The organism is Shewanella psychropiezotolerans (assembly GCF_007197555.1).
GTDB classification, from domain to species: Bacteria; Pseudomonadota; Gammaproteobacteria; order Enterobacterales; family Shewanellaceae; genus Shewanella; species Shewanella psychropiezotolerans.
Window position 1 is genome coordinate 5,004,230 of the sequence record NZ_CP041614.1, and the last position, 21,281, is coordinate 5,025,510.

27 protein-coding genes are annotated in these 21,281 nt (G+C 40.3%); all 27 read right to left on the minus strand.

The window, feature by feature from the left end:
- Window positions 1-49: 49 nt before the first annotated feature.
- The 27 genes from FM037_RS21885 to FM037_RS22005 all read right to left on the minus strand — a co-directional run bounded on the left by FM037_RS21885 (window position 50) and on the right by FM037_RS22005 (window position 21,128).
- On the minus strand, window positions 50-283 hold the full coding sequence (locus FM037_RS21885; protein ID WP_077752778.1) for a flagellar biosynthetic protein FliQ: 234 nt from the start codon (window positions 281-283) through the stop codon (window positions 50-52).
- Window positions 270-1,973: a hypothetical protein gene (locus tag FM037_RS21890; RefSeq protein ID WP_144047754.1), complete on the minus strand. Its 1,704-nt coding sequence runs from the start codon at window positions 1,971-1,973 to the stop codon at window positions 270-272. Before FM037_RS21890 ends, FM037_RS21885 begins: the two co-directional genes overlap by 14 nt.
- On the minus strand, window positions 1,963-2,361 hold the full coding sequence (locus tag FM037_RS21895) for a hypothetical protein (RefSeq protein ID WP_179948398.1): 399 nt from the start codon (window positions 2,359-2,361) through the stop codon (window positions 1,963-1,965). The genes FM037_RS21890 and FM037_RS21895 overlap by 11 nt, the downstream gene beginning before the upstream one ends.
- Window positions 2,315-3,577 (minus strand): type III secretion system ATPase VscN2, encoded by a 1,263-nt coding sequence (gene vscN2 / locus FM037_RS21900; protein WP_144047755.1) that lies wholly within the window; start codon window positions 3,575-3,577, stop codon window positions 2,315-2,317. Before vscN2 ends, FM037_RS21895 begins: the two co-directional genes overlap by 47 nt.
- A 2-nt stretch (window positions 3,578-3,579) precedes the next feature.
- A complete protein-coding gene (locus FM037_RS21905; protein WP_144047756.1) occupies window positions 3,580-5,046 on the minus strand; it encodes a secretin N-terminal domain-containing protein in 1,467 nt (488 codons plus the stop codon).
- Window positions 5,036-5,326 (minus strand): hypothetical protein, encoded by a 291-nt coding sequence (locus FM037_RS21910; protein ID WP_077752784.1) that lies wholly within the window; start codon window positions 5,324-5,326, stop codon window positions 5,036-5,038. Before FM037_RS21910 ends, FM037_RS21905 begins: the two co-directional genes overlap by 11 nt.
- The gene (locus FM037_RS21915) at window positions 5,319-6,002 is read right to left on the minus strand and encodes a type III secretion system apparatus protein VscT2 (RefSeq protein ID WP_077752785.1); all 684 of its coding nucleotides are present in this window, start codon (window positions 6,000-6,002) and stop codon (window positions 5,319-5,321) included. Before FM037_RS21915 ends, FM037_RS21910 begins: the two co-directional genes overlap by 8 nt.
- Before the next feature lies 1 nt (window position 6,003).
- Entirely contained in the window at window positions 6,004-6,699 is a 696-nt protein-coding gene (locus tag FM037_RS21920; RefSeq protein WP_077752786.1) for an EscR/YscR/HrcR family type III secretion system export apparatus protein, read from the minus strand.
- A 60-nt stretch (window positions 6,700-6,759) separates the two neighbouring features.
- A complete protein-coding gene (locus tag FM037_RS21925; RefSeq protein WP_077752787.1) occupies window positions 6,760-7,035 on the minus strand; it encodes a hypothetical protein in 276 nt (91 codons plus the stop codon).
- Between the two features lie 668 nt (window positions 7,036-7,703).
- Window positions 7,704-8,234 carry a winged helix-turn-helix domain-containing protein gene (locus tag FM037_RS21930; protein WP_077752788.1) on the minus strand — a complete coding sequence of 177 codons (531 nt, stop codon included), beginning with the start codon at window positions 8,232-8,234 and terminating at the stop codon, window positions 7,704-7,706.
- Window positions 8,235-8,528: 294 nt separating this feature from the next.
- Window positions 8,529-8,741 carry a FliM/FliN family flagellar motor switch protein gene (locus FM037_RS21935; RefSeq protein WP_077752789.1) on the minus strand — a complete coding sequence of 71 codons (213 nt, stop codon included), beginning with the start codon at window positions 8,739-8,741 and terminating at the stop codon, window positions 8,529-8,531.
- 3 nt (window positions 8,742-8,744) lie between these two features.
- Complete coding sequence (locus FM037_RS21940) at window positions 8,745-9,392, minus strand: hypothetical protein (RefSeq protein WP_144047757.1); 648 nt, start codon at window positions 9,390-9,392, stop codon at window positions 8,745-8,747.
- Between the two features lie 14 nt (window positions 9,393-9,406).
- Window positions 9,407-10,411, minus strand: a complete 1,005-nt coding sequence (locus FM037_RS21945; RefSeq protein WP_144047758.1) for a hypothetical protein — start codon at window positions 10,409-10,411, stop codon at window positions 9,407-9,409.
- Complete coding sequence (locus FM037_RS21950; RefSeq protein WP_227992735.1) at window positions 10,398-10,793, minus strand: hypothetical protein; 396 nt, start codon at window positions 10,791-10,793, stop codon at window positions 10,398-10,400. Before FM037_RS21950 ends, FM037_RS21945 begins: the two co-directional genes overlap by 14 nt.
- Complete coding sequence (locus FM037_RS21955) at window positions 10,783-11,541, minus strand: OmpA family protein (protein ID WP_227992737.1); 759 nt, start codon at window positions 11,539-11,541, stop codon at window positions 10,783-10,785. Before FM037_RS21955 ends, FM037_RS21950 begins: the two co-directional genes overlap by 11 nt.
- Window positions 11,525-12,571 carry an EscU/YscU/HrcU family type III secretion system export apparatus switch protein gene (locus FM037_RS21960; RefSeq protein WP_077752792.1) on the minus strand — a complete coding sequence of 349 codons (1,047 nt, stop codon included), beginning with the start codon at window positions 12,569-12,571 and terminating at the stop codon, window positions 11,525-11,527. Before FM037_RS21960 ends, FM037_RS21955 begins: the two co-directional genes overlap by 17 nt.
- Window positions 12,572-12,575: 4 nt before the next feature.
- On the minus strand, window positions 12,576-14,336 hold the full coding sequence (locus tag FM037_RS21965; protein ID WP_324617092.1) for an FHIPEP family type III secretion protein: 1,761 nt from the start codon (window positions 14,334-14,336) through the stop codon (window positions 12,576-12,578).
- A gap of 118 nt (window positions 14,337-14,454) precedes the next feature.
- Entirely contained in the window at window positions 14,455-15,051 is a 597-nt protein-coding gene (locus tag FM037_RS21970) for a hypothetical protein (protein ID WP_077755663.1), read from the minus strand.
- Window positions 15,052-15,185: 134 nt separating this feature from the next.
- Window positions 15,186-15,740, minus strand: coding sequence for a hypothetical protein (locus tag FM037_RS29735; RefSeq protein ID WP_229380978.1), 555 nt, complete (start codon window positions 15,738-15,740; stop codon window positions 15,186-15,188).
- A complete protein-coding gene (locus FM037_RS29740; RefSeq protein WP_229380979.1) occupies window positions 15,737-16,726 on the minus strand; it encodes a hypothetical protein in 990 nt (329 codons plus the stop codon). The genes FM037_RS29735 and FM037_RS29740 overlap by 4 nt, the downstream gene beginning before the upstream one ends.
- Window positions 16,727-16,767: 41 nt before the next feature.
- Window positions 16,768-17,391, minus strand: coding sequence for a hypothetical protein (locus tag FM037_RS29745; RefSeq protein ID WP_229380980.1), 624 nt, complete (start codon window positions 17,389-17,391; stop codon window positions 16,768-16,770).
- Between the two features lies 1 nt (window position 17,392).
- Complete coding sequence (locus FM037_RS21980; protein WP_144047759.1) at window positions 17,393-17,692, minus strand: hypothetical protein; 300 nt, start codon at window positions 17,690-17,692, stop codon at window positions 17,393-17,395.
- Window positions 17,693-18,262 (minus strand): hypothetical protein, encoded by a 570-nt coding sequence (locus tag FM037_RS21985; protein ID WP_144047760.1) that lies wholly within the window; start codon window positions 18,260-18,262, stop codon window positions 17,693-17,695.
- Window positions 18,263-18,269: 7 nt separating this feature from the next.
- Complete coding sequence (locus FM037_RS21990; protein ID WP_144047761.1) at window positions 18,270-18,689, minus strand: hypothetical protein; 420 nt, start codon at window positions 18,687-18,689, stop codon at window positions 18,270-18,272.
- Complete coding sequence (locus FM037_RS21995) at window positions 18,676-19,176, minus strand: hypothetical protein (RefSeq protein ID WP_229380981.1); 501 nt, start codon at window positions 19,174-19,176, stop codon at window positions 18,676-18,678. The genes FM037_RS21990 and FM037_RS21995 overlap by 14 nt, the downstream gene beginning before the upstream one ends.
- A 93-nt stretch (window positions 19,177-19,269) precedes the next feature.
- Window positions 19,270-20,076 carry a type III secretion system protein gene (locus tag FM037_RS22000; protein WP_077752799.1) on the minus strand — a complete coding sequence of 269 codons (807 nt, stop codon included), beginning with the start codon at window positions 20,074-20,076 and terminating at the stop codon, window positions 19,270-19,272.
- A gap of 14 nt (window positions 20,077-20,090) precedes the next feature.
- Window positions 20,091-21,128 (minus strand): VspD, encoded by a 1,038-nt coding sequence (locus tag FM037_RS22005; protein WP_322619495.1) that lies wholly within the window; start codon window positions 21,126-21,128, stop codon window positions 20,091-20,093.
- Window positions 21,129-21,281: the final 153 nt, after the last annotated feature.

Genomic DNA, 21,281 nt, shown 5'->3' on the forward strand with positions numbered 1-21,281 from the left:
GATGGTATCCATTTTAAAAATACAACAATTGTGAGTAAACGTCTGGTCGTTAAAGTTGCCAAAATAATAAGTGGAATTGGTCATATATCCCTCCACCGACTTGTGTAAGTAATACAATAAAGACCACTAATTTAGCTGCCATAGGTAAGCCAGGATCTTGAACACTGAATACTGTTTGCAGTAGACCGACAATAACTCCCGTGACAACAAAGCTCAGAGAAAAAATAATAATAGCGTCCTTGACTATCTCTAAACACGCCGCAGTAACGTCAATGACGGTCATAATGCTCCTCGAGAAAATCAGTCACTTCATGACCGACAAATTGGAAAAAGAAGTACTTATTACGAAAATAAACACGGTAAGTATTCACCTCTGCATACTGAGTAAAAAACTCAGGAGCTAATTGGTAATGGAACATCTGAGAGGACAATACCGGCTGAACAACCGTTGACACATTAATCGTGGCAATCCGAGTGAGCTTAACTCCTTCTAACCCCAAGCGTTCCATTTTAATTCCTGATGCAGGGGTCGCTTCTCCGAAACCAACAATACTTGTCATTAATGGAGCTTCCCCTTTTGAAGTCGAAGAAGCAGGAATTAACGTTTTTCCCTCGGATAAAACATCAGTCCCTATCGAAACAGACGATGATGTCATTTCAGATACAGGTGAAGCATAAACTACCTTTTTCTGAAAATTAACCAATTGGTCGGCACTCGATTGATTCATGTTCGTCGAAACTAAATTTTCTGATTTACTAGAAATACCACTCTTTATTTCTGCTCCTTGCAGTTGTGAAACACTGGAACTCAACATATTCTCTGAAGCTGGTGGTACTTTGGCACTCGGCTCTAGCGTCATCACAGACGAGCGCGAATTACCCGCTATTGCAACAAGATGATTCATTTTTACATTACCTGAAGCAGCAGCTTGCTGATCATGAACATTATTCAATGAAGTCTGTGGCACTTTGGCACTCGGCTCTGACGTCATCACAGACGAGTGCGAATTACCCGCTATTGCAGCAAGTTGATTCATTTTTACGTCACCTGAAATAGCAGCTTGCCGATCGTGAACATTATTCACCGAAGTCGATTGCACTTTGATACCCGCCCCAGGCATCATCACAGACGAGTGCGAATTACCCGCTATTGCAGCAAGATGATTCATTTTTACATCATCTGAAACAGCAGCTTGCCGATCGCAAACATTATTCACTGAAGTCGATTGCACTTTGGTACTCGGCCCAGGCATCATCACATACGAGTGCGAATTACCCGCTATTGCAGCAAGTTGATTCATTTTTACGTCACCTGAGATAGCAGCTTGCCGATCGTGAACATTATTCACTGAAGTCGATTGCACTTTGATATCCGACCCTGGCATCATCACAGACGAGCGCGAATTGCCCGCTATTGCAGCAAGTTGATTCATTTTTACGTCACTTGAAATAGCAGCTTGCCGATCGCAAACACTATCCAATGAGATTGGTGGCACCTTAAGACTTAATTCAGGCCTCCCCATCAATGAAGAGAGCGATTTACTCGCTATTGAAGCAAGGTGATTCATTTTGGCATCGACTGAAACAGGGCTGTCAGCATTCTGTTTTATCCGACCATTATCTAACAAAGCTGATGGCTGCTTAGCATTAAGCGCAGGCCCATCAACACTCTGTTCAACTAAAGCAATTGATGCAGGTTTATTTTTAATACCAGATATACTGTTTAATAATTCATGCTGAAGAGGGGGAGAATAGATTGTAATCGAAACAAGATATTCACAGCCCTCCTTATGGTCCGCTTCATCATTTTCAGTAGCCTTTTTTATACCTTCGTACGTTGAAGATGCATTATGAGAAGAAGGCTTGCGTTCGGGCATGTTCAACAGCTGTTCAAACTCACTTTCATTATTACTAGCACTGTATTTCTTAGTAATGGAAGCTGGCTTTTCAAATTTTATCATCTTATTCTTCATCTCTTAGCTGCTCTTGAATCTCGCCTAATGCGTCTTTTCTCTTTTCCAGCCTTCGTTTTTCGACTACAACTTGTTCAATCTCAAGTTCCAGTTCATCTGCATTTTGCCGAGCAACGGACACATCGAAGAACAAGGATTCTATACATGATTTCACACTCTCTCTGCGTTGAAATAGTCGAGATAGGCCGTTAAATTCATCCTTAACCACTAGACTTTTTAACCTTTGCTGTTCATGGGTTATCAACTCCCACTTTTCATCAATTGAATCGATTAGTCCTTGAAACCTATTTTTTAATTTTACTAATTCACGTTGTTTCTTTCCGATTCTAATATCAATTATTTCAATAAGTTGATGAAATTCCAGCCATCTTTTGGAGGGTTTCTTCATATTCAACCCCATCGTACCCTTGTTTCAGAAATTCCATAATACGCGGATACAGCTCTATCGCTTCATCGGTTGCGAGATCATTGCCTTTCTCATACTCTCCAACTCGAATTAAAAGTTCTACGTTAAAATAACGATAAACCATATCCTTAAACTTTTCCGACATTCTAACATATTGATAATCTTGAACTTTACTTTGAAGTCGACTTTTACTTTTGAGTACATCGATAGCTGGATATCGTCCAGTAGATGCTATAGTCGTTGCATACACTAGGTGACCATCTATTAGTGATTTAACTTCATGTGCAATTGGATCCTCATCTATCTCTTTTTCAATCAAGACAGTGAAAATCCCCGTCACGGAACCATTGATAGAGTTTCCACAATTTTCAACAAGGCGTGATAGCGCCAAAGAAACGCCGATAGGAATACCGCCATGAATAGGGGTGCCATCTAACATGGCTTGGGCACGGGCAAAACGAGTCAATGAGTCGAAATAAAGGACTACTTTTTTCCCTTGATCCATAAAATGCCTGGCAATTGATACCGCCACCAGACCTGACCTCACCTTCTCGAGCGGGTTCGCCTCGGAAGTGGAAACAATAGTGATAGATTTTTGAATAACTTCAGGACCTATTTCCCCCTCAAGAAACTCAACCACTTCTCGAGCGCGCTCTCCAATCATGGCAAAAATCACTACATCCGCATCCATGTTATTAGCCATAATAGACACGGTAGTGGTTTTCCCTGCTCCCGCAGGAGCAAACAACCCTAGGCGTTGACCTACACCAATAGTGAATAATCCGTCAATTATTTTGAGTTTAGTAGGAAATACAGTGTCAATTGGTGCACGAATATTTAGAGGAATCGGCTTCTCAATGATGGGCAAATCAAGGTAATCACCATCCAAACTAAGGTAGTCATCACCATATAGTGACTCTCCATAGCAATTGATCACTTTTCCTACGATGGCAGTCTCATTCAGTGGAAAGCAGAATCGTTTGGATGTAATTTCGACTTTACTGCCTCGCTGAATGGCACCTGGTTGTAAGAGCTTTATTTCCACTCTTAAACCAGTTATTTTCATCACCTCACCACGAATACGCTCATTAGTGACAGAACTAATAAAACATTCCTGTCCCACAAAGGTATTCACGTTGACATGACAAATTACCGTATCTTGATAAGATTCTTTAACCTTAAAAAAATTCTTGAGCATGCCTAAATAACCTTAAAAGACACAGAGATATAGCGCTTGTATTTACGCTTAATTTCTTTCTTACTCTTAAACAATTCTCCTAACCATGGAATACTCGATAGAATAGGCACACCACTTTCTGTAATCTCAGTCACTGTATTATCAAATCCACCGAGAATAACTGTCTGGTTAGGATCAATATAAACTTCTGATGCCAAAGATTGTGAGTTAACCTTCGGGGCCTGAGTCGTACCGGCGTCATCGGTATCGTCACCATCAAGAGACTCTTCTATATAGCTAAATTTTGCTTGTACTTTACCCGATGGTAGAAGACGTCCCGTCACATATAAGCCATTTTCAGCTTCAATAGTCTGAGTTGAAACCTGTTTATCAGAAATAAGTACAATCGTCGCGGTTTCTTTTTTCCCAAAGTGGCCTTGCTGATTTTCTAACACCAGTAAGTTGGTCTCATACACGCCCCTCGCCATATTATTGGTATACAAGGCTTGGAAGTTTTTGACAAAATCTACCGTATCAGTAAATGGAGGAACAACGATATCGTAAATTCCACGACTGCCGTTAAGCCAGGAACTATTAACACCTAATGCTTCAGTACGCTCTACAGAAACATCATAAACATGAAGAGAAAAAAGTAATTGTTTACGTTTAATATCGATCAAAGTGGCGATATGTTTTGCTAACTTAACCTCTTCTGGAGTACCGCGTATAAGCAGCGCATTACTCCCTGGCAACGATTGAACTTTGGAGGTTAACTCATCCTCCTCAAGCTGCTGCTTATCACTTTGACTGAGCTTAAGCTTATAGGCACGCTTCACCATTTCACCGTCGCTAATATTTTCAAACTGACCAATTCTTTCTATTGCAGACGATATTAAAGATTGAGCCCCCGGAAAGGTCACATTGCCATCATAGGTGCTAATGTCACGATCGATAACAGATAAATAATGAAACTCGATTCTCGCCAACTCCAAATTATTTCCATTTTCTAAAAATTCATTTTTGTCGATCATATTCGAATAGCTAACTGCATCATTGACGAATTGTCGGGTACCAGAAAATAAAATTGAGTTACCACGTGAAACTAATTTAATTTTCGTCGTATCGTCAGTTCTAAAAGTACTTTTTAATTCTTTAATAAGACTGGCAGATGAGATGTTGCGTGGTTGAAATGCATAATTTATGTACGCTTGCCCAGTGTGCACAGTAAGAGAACCGCCATAAACATACCAGTCAAAGTCGTAGACCTCTGACAATTGAGCTAACAAATCCAAGCCTTCGCCGGACAACGTTTGGGTGATAGCTTGTTTGGCAGCCTTGTCCTCGAGCTCATCGACCAATTTAACTTGCATATCTTTTGCAATAGCCCCCAATGCGCCTCTCAGATCGATATCAGATTGTTTAATAAATACCTTTGCCTGACATGTAAAAGTGGTACACAAAAACAATAATAACCAGATGCTAGGCTTCATCAAGAATGTCCTCCATACGCTCTTGATTTGCCTTCATCTGTCTTATGCTTTCATTGATGATGGTTTGCTCTACAATCATTTCTACTATCTCATCCTCCGTGACATCAGTAGTAGCTTTGGAATCGTGAATCTGAATTGAGTTATCGGTCATATTTCTATTCAATTGTACTTTGCTCGCAGCAGTTTTAAGTTCGAACTCAAAGTCTGTAACCTCTTTTTCAGAAGATAAATTGACCTGCTGGCTACTAAACACTGAATTGGTAAAATTAACGTTATTCATATCCTGCCTTTTTCATTAGTTGTGTGAACACATAGAATTGATCTTGTAAAAACCATAAATTGAGAATAATGATCACAGCCATGGCTTTAATATCCGCTGTTGTGCTAACGGATAAAGAAGCCTTTTTAAAGAAAAGATCCACATATCCACAACAGATCGTAATGCACAGCATTAAAATAATGTATTTCCCCGTGACGATAGCCATCATTACTAAACTGTCCGTGATGTAAAAATACAAGGTGTCAAAACCCACATTACTGACTTGGTCTACATTCTCCAGAATCACCGATAGTAGCGGTCTAAACACAACGCCTGAATCCACGGCATACATTAAAAAAACCAAAGAGCTAATCTTAGATAAGGCTTCTGATTCATCGGTAAAACGTTTATCCTGCACAGATTGTTCGTTAAGCAACAAAAGCTGCTGTATGACACTACCAACCATACCGCTGAGCCAATAAGGCACCGATGAAAACATAGCAAAGATAATGACGCTTAATACCCATATGAGTGTGGGTACTTCACCTAAATCACTGAGTTCAAGTCCAATTGCAAGAGCAATAGCGATGGCAAGTGATGTTGAATTATCCAAATATAGACGTGTTGGATTATAAATTTTTAAGAATAAAAACAATCCTGCAAATAGCAGCCAATTAGGGAAAAGAAGCGAGTCCATATCACTGCAGTGCCTTAAATAAAATAGTCCAACTATCAGAGAAATAAAACACAGCGAGTTTTACAGGTGTAGATATTACAGTCGGCGATAACATGGTCATACCAACACCACTCAGAATCACGGCGATTAAAAAATCTATACTGACAAATATCATGTACAACTTAAGACCAAACTCAAACCCTTGATATAAATCTAAGATCAGATTACCTAGAAAAAATTTTAACGTATCATTATCAGAGTCAAAATTAATCGGTATATCCATAATGCTAGTTAATTCATCAGTTTTACGTTCCGCCCGAGCCAATAATTCAGGGAAGAATTCAAACACATTACTGATCAAATAATACATCGTGATATTTTCTGATTTTCTTTCTAGCAACATAGGCGGCATCTGCATATCGCCTAGTACACCAGATGTTTCCACCGTCTCGCTGAAATAGGGTTTTATTCGCTCTAACCCCGGTTTTATATCCGGCCAAATACTATTAAGTGCCATTAAGGCAGCCAGCAAATTAACAACTATTGTGGGTGGAATTTGTTGCGTACCTACCGCATTTTTAATTATGTTAAGTACAATATTGTACTTAACATAGCCGGAAAAACAGATGAAAAAGACCGTTGATAACAAGACCAGAGTCAAGAGCAGTATTAAATTAGCTCCTGAAAATGCGTTATCCGGGTTCAATAGTTGCAACATCAATGACACTCTCTATAAACAGCTTCATAAGGAGATTAATTAAAACCTCCTTAACAAAAATTATATATTTCGAGCTGCCGCAGAAATTGAGTCTTTAATCGATTTTAAAGTCGACGTTGACGTTTGAGCAGTAATACTTTGATCCGCCATTAACTGTTGTAATGAGAGAGAATCTGATGCACTTAAAATAAGAGTACCATCTTTATTTGGGATGAAATTACCATCAGCATCCGTTGAACCAGTGTGGTCTGTGATAAAGGTGCTGACAGCGTCATCCGCATTATTGACTAATCCACCAAAAACCCCACTAATGTAACCTGTAGATAATTCAGACATTTAAAGCTCCTTTCTTGTATTTATAGACATTTAGAGCCACAAATATAATGAGATGGCTTACAGAGAACCAGTGAAAAATTATGATAAAATACGATAAGATACAAAGGGTTACAATTACCCTGATAGTGTTTACACTATGTTGCAAAGGTTGCGTAACAGCATCGAAATCTAATCAGAATGATGATAAATAAATAAAAAGAGGTTAAAAACAATACAGCTACATTTAATAATATTTATCATCAGACCAATACACTAATATCCCAACCACAAAGCCAAATAAAATCTTAAAACCACGCCATACCAGGCCTTTTAAAAGAAAATACCTAAGTAAGAGAGCTGTAACAGCATGCCAAAGGAAGTGGTAATAGATAAAAGAGAGAAATGGAATCGACACTAACAGGCGTCGAACGAAGATCCATAATTAACACTGAAGGTATTACTTCGTGGTAACCAATATATTCTTTATCTGCATAATGTCTGAGGGGGTCCATCCCCTCTATTTTTTGCGGCCAATGTTCAATAAGTAACAGAACTTATACGCCTTGATAAGTGACGCTAAATCTTGCGTGAGCGGCTAAATTCGTAAAGTGAAATAATCTAATACATCTTCTAAATTGGATGTAGGTCACAGATAGAAAAACTCAGATATGATTAACTAGATAAGATTTTTAACGTAAAATCATAGTAACTCCAGTAGTTAACATGGCTGCGAACAAAGCAGAGAAAAAGCACAATAAAATCATAACCATGAGTTCAGTACGCTGTATTCCAACGGTGTGTATAGAAGGTGGTGCTTGCATGGGAGTATTGAAATGTAACTTGTTACTCTTCATCACATTTTTTACTTCAAGCACAAGAGGCTCTTCCGCTATAGAAATACCGGTAAGCCCTTCATCAAGTATTAACATATAGCCTTCTTTAGGGATCGTTTTGATCTCACAAGCCAAACTGTCGAACTGAGCAAGTGATCGACGCAAGTTTGAAATCGCTTTAGTTAAGGAAGTTTCATTGACAAACACTTTACCCCACACCTTGTCATTGATTTCATCTTTACTGATCACTCGGTTTTCTTTGTCGCATAGCAATTTAAGTATTGCTGCCTCTCGCCCACCGATGTTAATGATTTGTTTACCCGCACTAATTTGCCTTTTAAGCACATCGAAAATCATCTGGTTTCCTAATGCGTAATTTCTTGTCATATCTTATTCCCTAAAGTTATTACTTATATTCCTCAAACCGAATAATGAAGTTTTTTTCAGTAAAAGTAATATTAAAGTCGTAAAAACAATCTAAAAAAGAATATTTTTCAGTCAAAGCAATATTAAAGTCATAAAAATAATCTAAAAAAGAATATTTTTCAGTCAAAGTAATATTAAAGTCGTAAAAATAATCTAAAATATCAAATGGTAGAAACTACAAACCACGCCAAGCGTACAAATGATTCACATGACCACCAAAAACACAAGTTAACAACAATCATATCTGCGCATTCACTATTCAAGTGTATTAACTTGATCGATGGAAACATAAAACTGCTCATCCACTTTGACTAGAATCCCGGTAGCAATCAACTCATTACCGCTTTTAAGTAAAACTTCAGATTGAACGAAATCGTTGACAGGTTTAAGTTGACTATGTTGCAGTCGATTAAGCTCATCCAAGGTCATAGTGCAGTTAGCAATAACAACATCTATCGCAATACGCATCAATTACCCTCCTTGAGAAATCGAGATAATAGAACGACGAACATCACGGATCTCTTCTTGGGCCGAGGTGATTTCAGTCATCACGTTTTTAAACTCTTGTTGTTCTGTATCCAAATCCACCTGGATCGTGTCGCAATAAGCTGTCATGGTCGCATTCATTGATTGAAGCTGATCATAAGTAACATTCTGGCTCATACCACCAGAACCAACAATCTCTTTAATGCCTTCGCTATTACCAAGCTGCTGCTTAATTATTACATCTATTTCCAATAAATAATCACTGGCCTTGCCTCCATTCAATGAAGTTATTTTGTTATCGCCAGGCTTAGTGTTTGGCAGTCTGTCACTCATTATCAACCCCCAAAGTCTGTTAATTTCTGCAATTGCCTCAGATTTTTTAGAAATAGCATCAGCCTTAGTCTCAGCAAGTTTTGTTTGATCGGTAATATATTTGGATAAGATACTATCAATCAGCGCAAGAGGGTCCCTGCTTCCTGATGAAAACAAATATAATGAAGTTGTATCTGTACCCTGTGATTTTATAGCTTTGGCTGCGATAGGACTTTGGCTTAACGCTTGATCTAGCATCTTTGTCTCTGCTCCCTGTATGGGCATAAAAGCAGGCATTGGTGTTACTTGAATTTCTGACATTAGAATTGTTCCTGTTATGGTTGAATAAAAAAAACTCGGAGTTTATCACCGTCTTTAAAAATGGCTTTATCACGTGAAATAGATTGAATCAATCCTAGACCTGGCACGCTACTTCCAACCCAATATCGATATTTATCGTCATACAAATAACGTCCAGCTCCCGACGAGTAGAAAATCGAATATGGGAAATTGGCACTGTCTATCACTTGGGAACTATCGTTTCGCGCTGCAATATGCGCGATGACGTCCTTCAGGCCGTTCTCTTTTAGTAAAAACACCGCTTTGGCCCTATTATTAACAAACCAGGTATTATCAAGCTTAATAAACGACAATCCATTCTCACCAAAAACGGCCATGACTCTGTTATCAGATTCAAATGTTTCAACTTGAATTTGATCACGTCCAGATTTTTCTATCACCTTTATCGGAACAGTTTTTTTTGAGTAACTTGACACGACTTCCACCACCAATTGGGTGAGAGCTTGAAAATTCGTCTTATCCACAACTTCAGCATTGACCTGCCAAGCCTGAGGCAAAAGATTAAGTACAGATGAGTCTAATACTTTAATTTTGCCATTTTTAATATAACTGCCATTAAGCTGGGTAAAGTATTCCGCAATCTGAGTTTGTTGATTAACTTTAAATGCTATAAACATCCCTACGCCTAAACCAATATTAAGTATTAAGGTAAATAGAATGACTGCACGATATTTTTTAGCACTATAGCTCATCAATTTAGGAGCACGATTGCCTTCGAGGTAGACAAAAAAAGCAACACCTCGTAGGCGATAGACATGCCCCTGCCTAAGTTTCTTCGATTTATCTCCCTTTTTAACCCCTTTTATTACAATGTCAGTTCCGTCATTTGAAAGCTCCCAATGCGTATTGGCAGGGACTGTCTCTGGAATACAAAGCGTGTCAGGCTTATCACTTTCACTAGCTCCGGTAATCACTAATTTGGGTTCTATAGGCAAGGTAACTCCATGTAAATGCCCATCAACAAACTCAATTAGCCACATGTAAGCTCAGCTCTTGTTTCAATGTTTTCGCAATATCCAGAGTGTTACTTAAAGTTTTTAATAACGCCTGCGGGTGTTCCGGCAGAGGTATACCACGAACAAAGAAATATTCTTCTGACTGAAACTGGGCAATATAACCATCAGAACTAAGTGAAAAATCAGCATTTATTCTTAGCGCTACTTCCGATTGAAATGGCCCCCCTCCCATCGAGATCATGATTAAAATGGAGTCATTGAGTCCCACGCGAACACCATCCTCAATACGACAACTCATCTCATCGAAATCACAAAGGAGCGCATGGTTTTCATCTAACAATAGCGACGAACCTTGTACTAACTGAGTAAACTCCATCATCAACAGAGTAAATTTTTTATTTTTCATCGTAATTAAACTTTATCTCAATAATAAATCGGCGCTGCGATATCCGCTGAGTAGCTGTTGGCAATCCATTTTCAACACTGCCTCGTAACATAATGGGGGTATCTCCCATACCTTCCGTTTGTAAATAGTATTTAACGCTATTGGCTCGTGCATTAGCCAAACGACGATTACTGGAATAAGAGCCTGACGAATCAGCAACACCATAAACCCGTAGGCTTTCCACTGGCTGACCCCGTAGCTCCTCAATCATGCGAATTAAGATATTCTTTCCTTCTGGTGTGAGCACAGATTCATTGACCAAAAATAAACTCTGAAACACCAAACGTACATGATCCTGATTAGTGTGGTGGATCAAGACTCCAGAATCTGATTTCCACAGCTCTGCGGAAAATGCCTTTTCTGTCGTCGCACTGACTAAATTTGAGTGGAGCCAATAGTCACCTTGGCAACTTTTTACTTCGTTAAAAGCGTAGGTGTTAATATTCGCAAGATAGTACTTACTTGATATAGCCGGTACAGCTACTTCAATACACGCATTCTGATGTGGCGAACCATCAACATATTCAGGCTCCCTTTTCACCCAATAACGCACATGGTCAATATCATCGATATTGGTGAAAAGTAAATTATATATATCCTGCTTCCATTCATGATCCCAAACTATTGAGTCCTCTCGGACATCCTGAGCACAAGAAACTAGTCCCATAAACACTCCTACAATCAGCCCTGCTTTAAACAGTCTTTGCATCTTTATGCCTATTCAATTCCAATAGAATAAATGCGATATCACGATAAAATGCTTTAGGTATAAAGTCTTCTCCTGTTCGCATGCTCTTATAAAACGCCCTTGCAAGTCCCTTATGCTCCAAAATCGGAATATTAAGCCCCTCCAATCTTCGTCGCTCTTCCAGTGCAAGTGATTCCGTACTAATCTGTAACACCACAGGGACTTTATCTATCAAACGGTCATAACAAATTGGCACCAAAATATGCGTCGGATTCGCAATCGCAAAGGTTGGACTACGTCCTTTTGTTATAGGAGTGTCCATGACCTCACGCATTTGCCGCTTTCGCTCCGACTTCATTTCCGGTGAACCTTCGGTTTCTTTCATCTCATTTTTCATTTCCGTAAATGTCATTCTATTTTTGCGGTTAAAGTGATAACGCTCAACCATCAAATCTATACATCCAAGACTGACTCCGTACACAAAAAAAAGCATTGAAACCAGCCCGATATATAACATTAAGTTGTAAATGAAATAGGAGGTGTTATTGACTTGCGCCAAGGTATTTAACTCGCTCCCCCCGACATCCGATACATACTTCAAGAGAAACAATAAAAAGATTAGTTCGAGGACCTTACGCAAAGAGCGGGATATAGCCTCAATCCCAAAAATATTTTTAGCCCCCGTCACTGGGCTTATTTTTTCCATTTTAAGGCCCAAAGACTCAGTACTGAATACAGTTTTATTAATCAAGACCCAACTGATAGCCGCCATAATGAGCTTAACCATAAACAAGATGAAGATCCCCCAAGCAATAACCGAATAAAGAATCCCAAAACCAGTTGATATATCGGCATATAACATCACCTCTAACCAATCATTGGCCGATTGAAACACCAGATAAATTGCACCGATAAATACCACTGTAAATACCACTAATTCCATCGTAGGCTCGGCCAATTCAGTTTTAGGAAACTGACCCTTTTTCATTAAATCTTTGAGCTTCTTCTCTGTCGGTGGATACTTTTTAGGTTCAGTAGATTCATTTGACATAGTATTACATCACAACCTGCAGTGGCTCAGAGCTAACGACACAGCTCGGTTCAGCTATATCACCATGGCTACAAACAGAAATCGTCGACACCACTTGCTGAAAGAATGATTTAACAGAATTAATTTCAGTATCATTCACCACTAGAGTTGGCTTACAGCCGTACTGAGTCGTCATACGTATAATTTCCTTACGCAATGAAGATTGCAACTCAATCAAACGATCCAAATCCTCATTTTCCCCCATCACAAAAGTTTCGATACACTCCGTTAATTCAGGGGTGAGCAGTGCAACATAAATTTGTCCATCGCAGTTCATCAATCGTGATGTGATCTCGTAGCGAGCTTGGTTCCTGATGCGATTCAGCCAGTTTTTAGGTTCGTTATCTATTCGAGACCAATAGATCAGAGCCTCAAAGAATGTCACTCTATCAAGATAAAACTCTCTGGCACGTATCATCTCTTTAATGACATCATGTACACGATTCAAACCGAGCGCAGCATCTATCTCGTTCTTCATTACTTCACTTTGGCTCGCAAGTCCGTCAATAATATTGCTGGTGTATTGGAGGTTATACTTTTCAATAAGGCACTTATTTAAAAAGTATTCCACTATTGTGGCAATACTTTGAGTCGACGCATCACTAATAAAGACTTCGTCTCCTAGTACTTCGATCAATTCTAAAGAGCTTTCCTGAGAAAAGGAGTAGATGCAAATACCTGAGATATACACTTCAATGTCACACTCCAGATCCCTCTCTATGATTATTGAAGGCGTCCCTAACGCTTGGCCCCAAAGTGTTTGCTCAATACGATGAAGACTAGTATCAACTAAGGTTTGATGCTGAGGCTCTCGTAACACCATTTTCAAGGACTCATAAAGGCCACTTCCTGCAGCCACTGTACTCGTCACTTTCTTTGGCTGGCCGTGTATTCGCCAAAGTAGACATGCTATCAGTGCACACATAAGAAACAGAATCACGCACACAAACAATAGGCTAGGACGGGCTAAACCGAGTACGAATATAAAAAAACCAATAACCAAGAGGCTTTTCCAAAAGCTGCTAACCTGCTTTGCCATCTGTCCCATAAATGAGCCAGAATCCTCCTCTCCTTTGATGCGTGTTAAGTAAACGCCACAAGCGATTGAAAGCAGTAAACTTGGTATTTGTGATACCAAACCATCGCCTATTGTCAGTACGGAAAAACGATTAATACTCTCAGATAAAGTGAGATCAAACTGATTGACCCCAACATAAATACCGCCAAAAAGATTTACTAAACTAATTAAAATACCGGCTATAGAGTCGCCTTTTACAAACTTCATCGCCCCATCGAGTGAACCAAAAAGTTTATTCTCGGTATTGAGGTCTGCACGCATTTTCTGTGCCTGATCACCTGTTATCAAACCGCTTTTCAGATCGCCATCTATACTCATTTGCTTGCCAGGCAAGGCGTCAAGAGAAAATCGAGCGCCCACTTCCGCTACCCTTTCACCACCTTTTGTCACAACTAAAAACTGAACAATAGTGATGATAATGAAGATCAACAAGCCTGAAATAAGATTGCCACCCATCACGAACTCACCCACAGTCTCAATGACGTCACCAACATCCTCGTTAGCAATGATATTTCGCGTTGTAGCAATAGAAAGTAATAATCGGAACGTCGTCAACAGCAAGACTACCGTTGGCAAGAATGTCACCTTAAGGGGCTGATCATTCTCTAACATGATAACTAAAAGCAACACCGAGCTAGTAAAGCTCATTAATATAAAAATATCAATTAGCCCCCTGGTAGAGTGAATAGAATAATCGTTGGCAGCATAAGTGCGATGATGATACTGCTAGGATTAAACATGAACAGATTACGACGAAAATACTTAATCATATGCTGTCCAAACTACGACCTAGCTCTTCGACGATAGATAGAGTATCTATGCTGACCAGGTTATCCTCACTTTCAATCGTTAGCACGACTCCCCCATTTTCAAACACTTGCTCAACAGACAAAGTGTTATCTTCGTCATCTATTGCTTTATGGAGTAAATCGATAAGATGACCTATCACTGCCTCATTTAAGCTAAGTGAGGGTAGGCGTGATTTGACCTTAGTAGCTATCGTACTTTTCAACTCATCTTTTAACGTATTTAAGCTATGGTATTGCGCTGCAACAAGTTCAGTGAGCTGTTGATTTGCCTTTTCAAACCAAAGAGCCTGATTGACCATTAATTTATCTTCCATCTCATTATGCAAATCAGCCACATGAAGGTTGAGCGCTTGCTCCTTCTCTTCAATAAGATGCACAACTTGTTCTTCAACTAGCTGTTGATATTGCTCAACCCTCTCTTCCAAAGCCGAAAGCAAGGATTTAGCCTCGGTGTAAATGAGGACATCAGACTTCTTTATCACATTTGAATGCCGCTCTTTCTTAAATAGAATCTGTGGGATAGTTCTCTGGTCTGAATTAATTTCTATGTACAAGGCATACCTCATTCTGGTTTCGAAATAATCATACTCAATCTTGAAACGGCACAACAAAAGAAAAAAAAAGACTAAACCTGAACTCTTATGATTTAGTCTTTTTTCAATGATTTATGAATCTTTTACTGAATGGCTTACTGACTGGATGATGAAGAAAAAGATAGTGAAACCAAGTTATCTATTTTTACTGGAGGGACGTACATTATTAAACTTCCATTATCCCTTGCTAGTTTGTTTAAATGACTATTAGTTTTGAAATCCAATCCTGCCATTTCCTTATAATTTGGCAGGCGATGTTTAGGTATAATCTGGAGACGTTCCTTTACCCTCTCCCTGACATTATTCATTGGACCAACCAAGTAATTCTGACCACGCATGCTCACCGCCCCTTGGCTCAATAGCACCTTCGTATTCAAACTTTGCAGATACGCGTTAAGATCGTTTTTCCGCCACTCCTTAAATTCAAACGAATCTGTTTCTCCTCTAAGCCATTCTGGTATAGGTCGCCATGAGCCCATAAATGTTCCTGCTTCGGGACGATCTAGGAACTTAGGTACTTTATACTGAATATGCCCACCATTCTTCCCTATAAACCTAGACCCTATTTTATCCAAGTCGACTTTATTCTTCCCTTCAGCGAGCCCACTATCAGATGTTATGTCATTTTTAGTAGTATTGTCTGGCGTCACCTTCCTCTGCTCACCAGTCTGTACCTGTCTAGTCGCCCCCTATTGCCGACATTAGTTTGTCCGCCCATATGCGTAGTCATACTGCCAATATTATATCTTAGCCCTTGACTGTAATTACTCCCCATTTGTGCCCCATTAGTCAGGCTAACGGGAGCAGGTATCGGCCCACCCCGTTTTATGTCAGTCTGAATCTTGGCAGCTTGAGTCTCAGTCGGAGCAACTGTTGCTACAGTATCAGTCTCAATCTGACTGCCGATGGCCTGCTCCGTATTGCTGCCTTTTCTCTTGTGAGTACTGTCAAGGTTATATCTTGGCCCGGGACTGTAATTACTGCCTGTTTGTGCACCATTAGTCAGGCTAACAGATGCAGGTATCGGCACTTTCCATTTTTTCCCAGTATAAACTTTAATTGCTTGGGTCTCTGTCGGAACACCTGTTACTACTGTATCAGTCTCAACCTGATTACCGATGGCCTGCTCCGTATTGCTGACTTTTCTCTTGTGAGTACTGTCAAGGTTATATCTTGGCCCGGGACTGTAATTACTGCCCGCTTGTGCGCCATTAGTCAGGCTAACAGATACAGGTATCGGCACTTTCCATTTTTTTCCAGTATAAACTTTAGCTGCTTGGGTCTCTGTCGGAACACCTGTTGCTACAGTATCAGTCACACCCTTGGCAGCTTGCCTCTCTGTCGAGATCAAAGCATAAGCAGTGACACCATCTCTTCCAACGATATCCACCATTTGTACATCAGCGGTCCCCCCTCCTTCACGAAGAAAATGAGACAAACCGGCTAAGTTAGGATCGGAAGAGTTTTGATGCTTTAACCTCAGATCCTCCAATCGCTTTTCACTGACATGTGGCAACGTCTTATCAACCTTCACCTGATTTATATCGGTAAAAGAGTTACTCGCACGATCAATCAATGAAACATTGGTTGTTTGCGTCCCTTCATCAGCCCTCGACTCAGCTGGAGTATTCACCATGTCCTCTGTTTCAGAGTTCGCGAGTCCGCCACCTTGATCGTCTAGAAAGATATACCAACTGTTATAATTGTTGGTATTAAAACAATGATTAAATGTATTTCCTCTCCCCCTACATCAGTCACATCAGTCACATCTTCCGATTCATGTGTTGGTTCAGTCGGCGCAGGTGCATTAAATAAATGTTTGGGTGGCAAAACTGGCTTATCTTCATGTTTAGGTGACTCTGACTCTGATTTTTTCTTTTCTTTATCCCCTACAACAAACTCAGAGCCTCCATACATAGTTATCGCTGATGCATTGCCATACATGATTACAAATACTGTAGGTAATAAGCTAAGCCCACCAGTAAAAGGGGCTAATACGGCACCAAGAGTAACCGCTCCGGCAATAGACGCTAAGTGAACCTTTGCCTTCTTATCGTTGCTTACTCTATTGGATTTTTTACTGCTTTTTTTACTCTGTCTTGATTCAGTTCCTCCTGTTCCTAAGATAGTCGGAACAGAGGTTATCCCATCCGGAGATTGTGGTTCTACAGCTCCTAATATTGGAGTAGTTGCCTCCAACAAAGAAGCTGACCGAGTCAGCTTGCCTCGGGGAGTTTCATTACCTAAACTCGATTGGCTGGGGAGGGAGACACTTCGAGTTAATCCAGGAGTAGATACCATATTAAAACCTCATATTTTCAAATAAATTAATGGCGAAGTGCCTAACTTCATCTTCTAAATAGTCTTGCTCTACAATAGTGAACGTGAGAAATCCATCGACGCGAATAAACATGCCTTTTGTCATAATTTCAAACTGTAAAATCATCTCTATTACCGTTTCTAAATTGCCGAGGTGGACTAGCTGAAAAAAAGGCACAATAGGAAGTAACAGATGATCCGGGTAGTCTCTGAAAATAACCTTTTCGTTTTGTTCAAGCCGTTGCAGAAATCGTTCAACACCATCTAATGATATGGGCTTCATCTACTTTGGAAAAACCAAAACAAGTTCATCTGCACTCAAGCCTCTTATTTCATCAAGGCTAAGCATGGTTTCGAAGGGGGTAATAGTCGATGTCAATGCCAAGGTTTGCGGCAATAAAGTTGAACGAGCCTGTAAACTATCGAAATCAATTTCTAATGTCTCCATTTTCAAAAAGGCCGCTACACTAATCCCTCCCATAAGGATCTGGCAGGCTATCAACAAAGGTTGATCCTGTTTGTTCATATCAAGGTGCTGCTTTAACTCAACGCCATACTGACCCAACGCTTGAGTTATCACATATGAAAGGTAATCATGATCAAGGTGCTTTATTTTCAAACCTAACAATCTTTCAGCTTCAGCCAAGGGAACATAAACTTCAGCTTCAACCCCCAAATGACTTAAACTTAACTGGATGAAATCTTGCTGCCGACTTGACCTGTATTGCACAGCCCCCATTTCGATAGAAATAACCTGATTATTAAAATACTGCCCGGCCAATCCATTGATAATCAGCTTCATTTCCTCGCTAATCTCATATCTTGGAATAAAGATAATGCTCTGTTTATTCATGGTTCCCTCATCGATTTCTAGATAAAAGTGCTAATACATCTCTACTCATCTGAAAATCTACATCATCAATCCAATCCTGTACCCCGGCTGGCGTCTGACAAACAAAATCATAGAGCTGTTGATAAGCATCTTTCGAAGTCACAGCTTCGAAATCAGCACTTTGTACTAGCGTCAAAATAAAGGTGATTTTATGAAATTGGCTATCCAATATGCCTTCCACCACGATCGCCTTAACCGTTGCCTCAGAATAATCTCGTAACATAGAAAACCAATCAATGACGGCTTGCTTGTCGACATAAATTTCTACATCAGACAATCGGTTCCAGCTAAGGCGTTCCGATTTTGCTTTCAATAATTGATAAGGATCCAGTGATTGCCCCTGCAAATGACAATGAGCAATGCGACTCGATCGGTTATTTGTGGCCATTGTTATCTAACTCTTGTTCATCTGACTTTCGTTTAGCTGACTTTCGCTTATCGTAACGACGGCATAACACCAAAATTGACAACAAGCCATCCAGATTATGCTCGTAAGCAAGAAGCTGTTGCACTGTCTGACTATCGACATTCATATCCTCTGTCAACTGAAACTCATCAATGTGTTTTTTAAGTAATTTTCGCAATGCCCTAGGGTATAGATGCTCACAAACTCTGGCCGCGTTCAGGATCCAACGTTGAGCATCATTCAATGACTCTATGTCGAGTAAGCTGTCAGAAAAACCTTGCCAATTACGCAATGCCTTGAGTTGATAGCTGTTTAGCTGTTTAGCAAATTGACCTTGCTGCTGAAAAGTTAAAGGCTTACGTTCAACACGAAACAGACGAGGATACTTTTTGGCTCGCTTATCCGGTTGACTTACCTCTTTGACACGACGAGGCTTAAAATCCTCACGAGTTTGCTGACCCCGCGTCACCTCCGACACTCTTTCTGTACGTTGTGGTATAGCCAAGGATATAGGTCGCAGCATCGTCAATCAGAGCGAGATAAGCTCGCTCTGCCCTTAGTTTTATCGGTTAGTTACCAGACTAGCTCTTGCCACAGCATCAAGGATCTCATTCAACTTCACACCTTCAGCAGTCAGATCTTGAATGTATTGATCAAGCTGTGCATCGAACTTCTCTTTCAAGTCTTTGCTGGCTTGCAACTCTTCTTGCCCTTTCACCTGTTCAGCATTTTGAATCTCATTAGCATTGCCAACCATACCATCGGCCATTCCACCCATCTGAGTGACAGAGTTATATTTAGCGGTACGCTGCTGCTGGAGACTTGCAGTGTATTTATTGAGTTCTTTCGACGTTAAATCAGACACTTTTGGAGACTTATCAAGGTTAGTGATTTTGCCTGATTCTAGATCAGTCACTTTTAATAACTTAACCCCTCCAGTATCTGCCGCCCCATTACCCGACATTTTAGATAAATGTTTATCTGTCAGAGTCTTAGTTTGTCCAATACGCACGGTAGCTCCCGTGGTCATCGCCATATTAACCACAGATGACGCTAAGGAAATACCAAAACGCAACTTGGCATCATTAGATTTATCCTGTGCTAGCATAGTAGCAAGAGCCGATGTGGCAACGGCTTCACCAATACGGTTTTTCATGACTTGAGCACGAACCTCCCTAGACGACGCGATAATTTGCGACAAGAGCGCAAGCAAATCACTCATTGATACAGTACCTTTATTGACCTCCGTCAATGAACTATCATAGGAGTTCCATGTTTTCTTATCTGCTGGATTAGACTGAGAAAATGAGGCAGTCTCTTCAGTCATTATCGATTGAGATGACTGTGCATTTATTGAAATTGAGTTCATAAATTTACTTCCTCTTACATATTGATTGATATAATCTTGTCGTTAAATTCACGCTGATCACTATTAACTTTAAATAGTGATTCAAAAGCATGACTCACTGCCCGCAACGCTTGACTAAGCATCATCAATATTTGTTGGATTCGAGTAGCTAACTCTTCTTGTTCCGCTTGCGCAATTTCAAGATCTTTGGTGATATCTGCAGACTTAATCCCGTAGCCACTACTCACAACAGAAGTCAAATTTGAGCCAACTGAGCTTGCCTGACCGATTTGAGCTGTCAGCTTTTCGCCACCGACAGCAAAGGATTTTAGTTTATCGAGTAATGGCTCAATGAACTTCATGATCTTATTGACCGTATTTTGAATTTTGGTCGATAATGTGGTAAATGATTTGAATGTATTAAGGGCATCAACAGCTTTATCAACCAAATTAGCCACTTTAGCAGCACCACTTGCCGCAGCTTTACTGGCACTTGCCAGGAAGTTCCCTGGATTAAAACTGACCACCATACCGATAATGCCGATGGCAATCTCCAACCCCATAGACACATATCCTCGAATTTCTTCTGAAACACCGGCAGCTTGCAGAATCTTATCGACGATTTTAGGGAGCACAATCGCAGCAATCATAACGCCTATCATCACTGCAGCCATCACAGGGTTAAACGGTGCCATTACTATCGCAGCAAGAAAGCCAAATGCCATGGCAATCTTGCCCCAAATCCCCTGACTTTTTTGGGCTTGTTTCTGCTCTTCGATTTGCGCCATTCGTTCATTAAGCGAATCAATTTGTGTGTTTTTTTGGAGTTCAATCAGCGTTTTTTTAGCTTCAGAGTTCTCTTTTCCTGTACCTGAAAATGCGCTTGCCGCCAATTTCATACTCTCTTGCACCATACGCCAGAGCTGACTGTTGGACACTCCTACCGCACTACCAGGTAGCGGTTGATTCGGCTTGGGCTGTTGTTCAGCTTGGGCTTCATTACTTTGACGCAGAACGCTCAGGCTCGGGTCTTCGGCTGTGCTGACAATGCTTGGCACAGTAATGGCACTCATGAATGTACTCATCTTAATTTCCTTTCATGTGATAATACTGGGAATTGGTGCACTCATATTATTGATACACCATAACTCTCGCGACGCGAGCGGCATGGCCCCCAGCGTTACCATGCCCTTCTATTTTGTCCCGAGATCTTAAATCTGGGGCTA

Coding starts and splice junctions, on each gene's coding strand:
- FM037_RS21885 (WP_077752778.1), bottom strand. CDS start 283: ATGACCGTCATTGACGTTACTGCGGCGTGTTTAGAGATAGTCAAGGAC.
- FM037_RS21890 (WP_144047754.1), bottom strand. CDS start 1,973: ATGAAGAATAAGATGATAAAATTTGAAAAGCCAGCTTCCATTACTAAG.
- FM037_RS21895 (WP_179948398.1), bottom strand. CDS start 2,361: ATGAAGAAACCCTCCAAAAGATGGCTGGAATTTCATCAACTTATTGAA.
- vscN2 (WP_144047755.1), bottom strand. CDS start 3,577: ATGCTCAAGAATTTTTTTAAGGTTAAAGAATCTTATCAAGATACGGTA.
- FM037_RS21905 (WP_144047756.1), bottom strand. CDS start 5,046: ATGAAGCCTAGCATCTGGTTATTATTGTTTTTGTGTACCACTTTTACA.
- FM037_RS21910 (WP_077752784.1), bottom strand. CDS start 5,326: ATGAATAACGTTAATTTTACCAATTCAGTGTTTAGTAGCCAGCAGGTC.
- FM037_RS21915 (WP_077752785.1), bottom strand. CDS start 6,002: ATGGACTCGCTTCTTTTCCCTAATTGGCTGCTATTTGCAGGATTGTTT.
- FM037_RS21920 (WP_077752786.1), bottom strand. CDS start 6,699: ATGTTGCAACTATTGAACCCGGATAACGCATTTTCAGGAGCTAATTTA.
- FM037_RS21925 (WP_077752787.1), bottom strand. CDS start 7,035: ATGTCTGAATTATCTACAGGTTACATTAGTGGGGTTTTTGGTGGATTA.
- FM037_RS21930 (WP_077752788.1), bottom strand. CDS start 8,234: ATGACAAGAAATTACGCATTAGGAAACCAGATGATTTTCGATGTGCTT.
- FM037_RS21935 (WP_077752789.1), bottom strand. CDS start 8,741: ATGCGTATTGCGATAGATGTTGTTATTGCTAACTGCACTATGACCTTG.
- FM037_RS21940 (WP_144047757.1), bottom strand. CDS start 9,392: ATGTCAGAAATTCAAGTAACACCAATGCCTGCTTTTATGCCCATACAG.
- FM037_RS21945 (WP_144047758.1), bottom strand. CDS start 10,411: ATGTGGCTAATTGAGTTTGTTGATGGGCATTTACATGGAGTTACCTTG.
- FM037_RS21950 (WP_227992735.1), bottom strand. CDS start 10,793: ATGAAAAATAAAAAATTTACTCTGTTGATGATGGAGTTTACTCAGTTA.
- FM037_RS21955 (WP_227992737.1), bottom strand. CDS start 11,541: ATGCAAAGACTGTTTAAAGCAGGGCTGATTGTAGGAGTGTTTATGGGA.
- FM037_RS21960 (WP_077752792.1), bottom strand. CDS start 12,571: ATGTCAAATGAATCTACTGAACCTAAAAAGTATCCACCGACAGAGAAG.
- FM037_RS21965 (WP_324617092.1), bottom strand. CDS start 14,336: ATGAGCTTTACTAGCTCGGTGTTGCTTTTAGTTATCATGTTAGAGAAT.
- FM037_RS29740 (WP_229380979.1), bottom strand. CDS start 16,726: ATGGTGAATACTCCAGCTGAGTCGAGGGCTGATGAAGGGACGCAAACA.
- FM037_RS29745 (WP_229380980.1), bottom strand. CDS start 17,391: ATGGTATCTACTCCTGGATTAACTCGAAGTGTCTCCCTCCCCAGCCAA.
- FM037_RS21980 (WP_144047759.1), bottom strand. CDS start 17,692: ATGAAGCCCATATCATTAGATGGTGTTGAACGATTTCTGCAACGGCTT.
- FM037_RS21985 (WP_144047760.1), bottom strand. CDS start 18,262: ATGAATAAACAGAGCATTATCTTTATTCCAAGATATGAGATTAGCGAG.
- FM037_RS21990 (WP_144047761.1), bottom strand. CDS start 18,689: ATGGCCACAAATAACCGATCGAGTCGCATTGCTCATTGTCATTTGCAG.
- FM037_RS22000 (WP_077752799.1), bottom strand. CDS start 20,076: ATGAACTCAATTTCAATAAATGCACAGTCATCTCAATCGATAATGACT.
- FM037_RS22005 (WP_322619495.1), bottom strand. CDS start 21,128: ATGAGTGCCATTACTGTGCCAAGCATTGTCAGCACAGCCGAAGACCCG.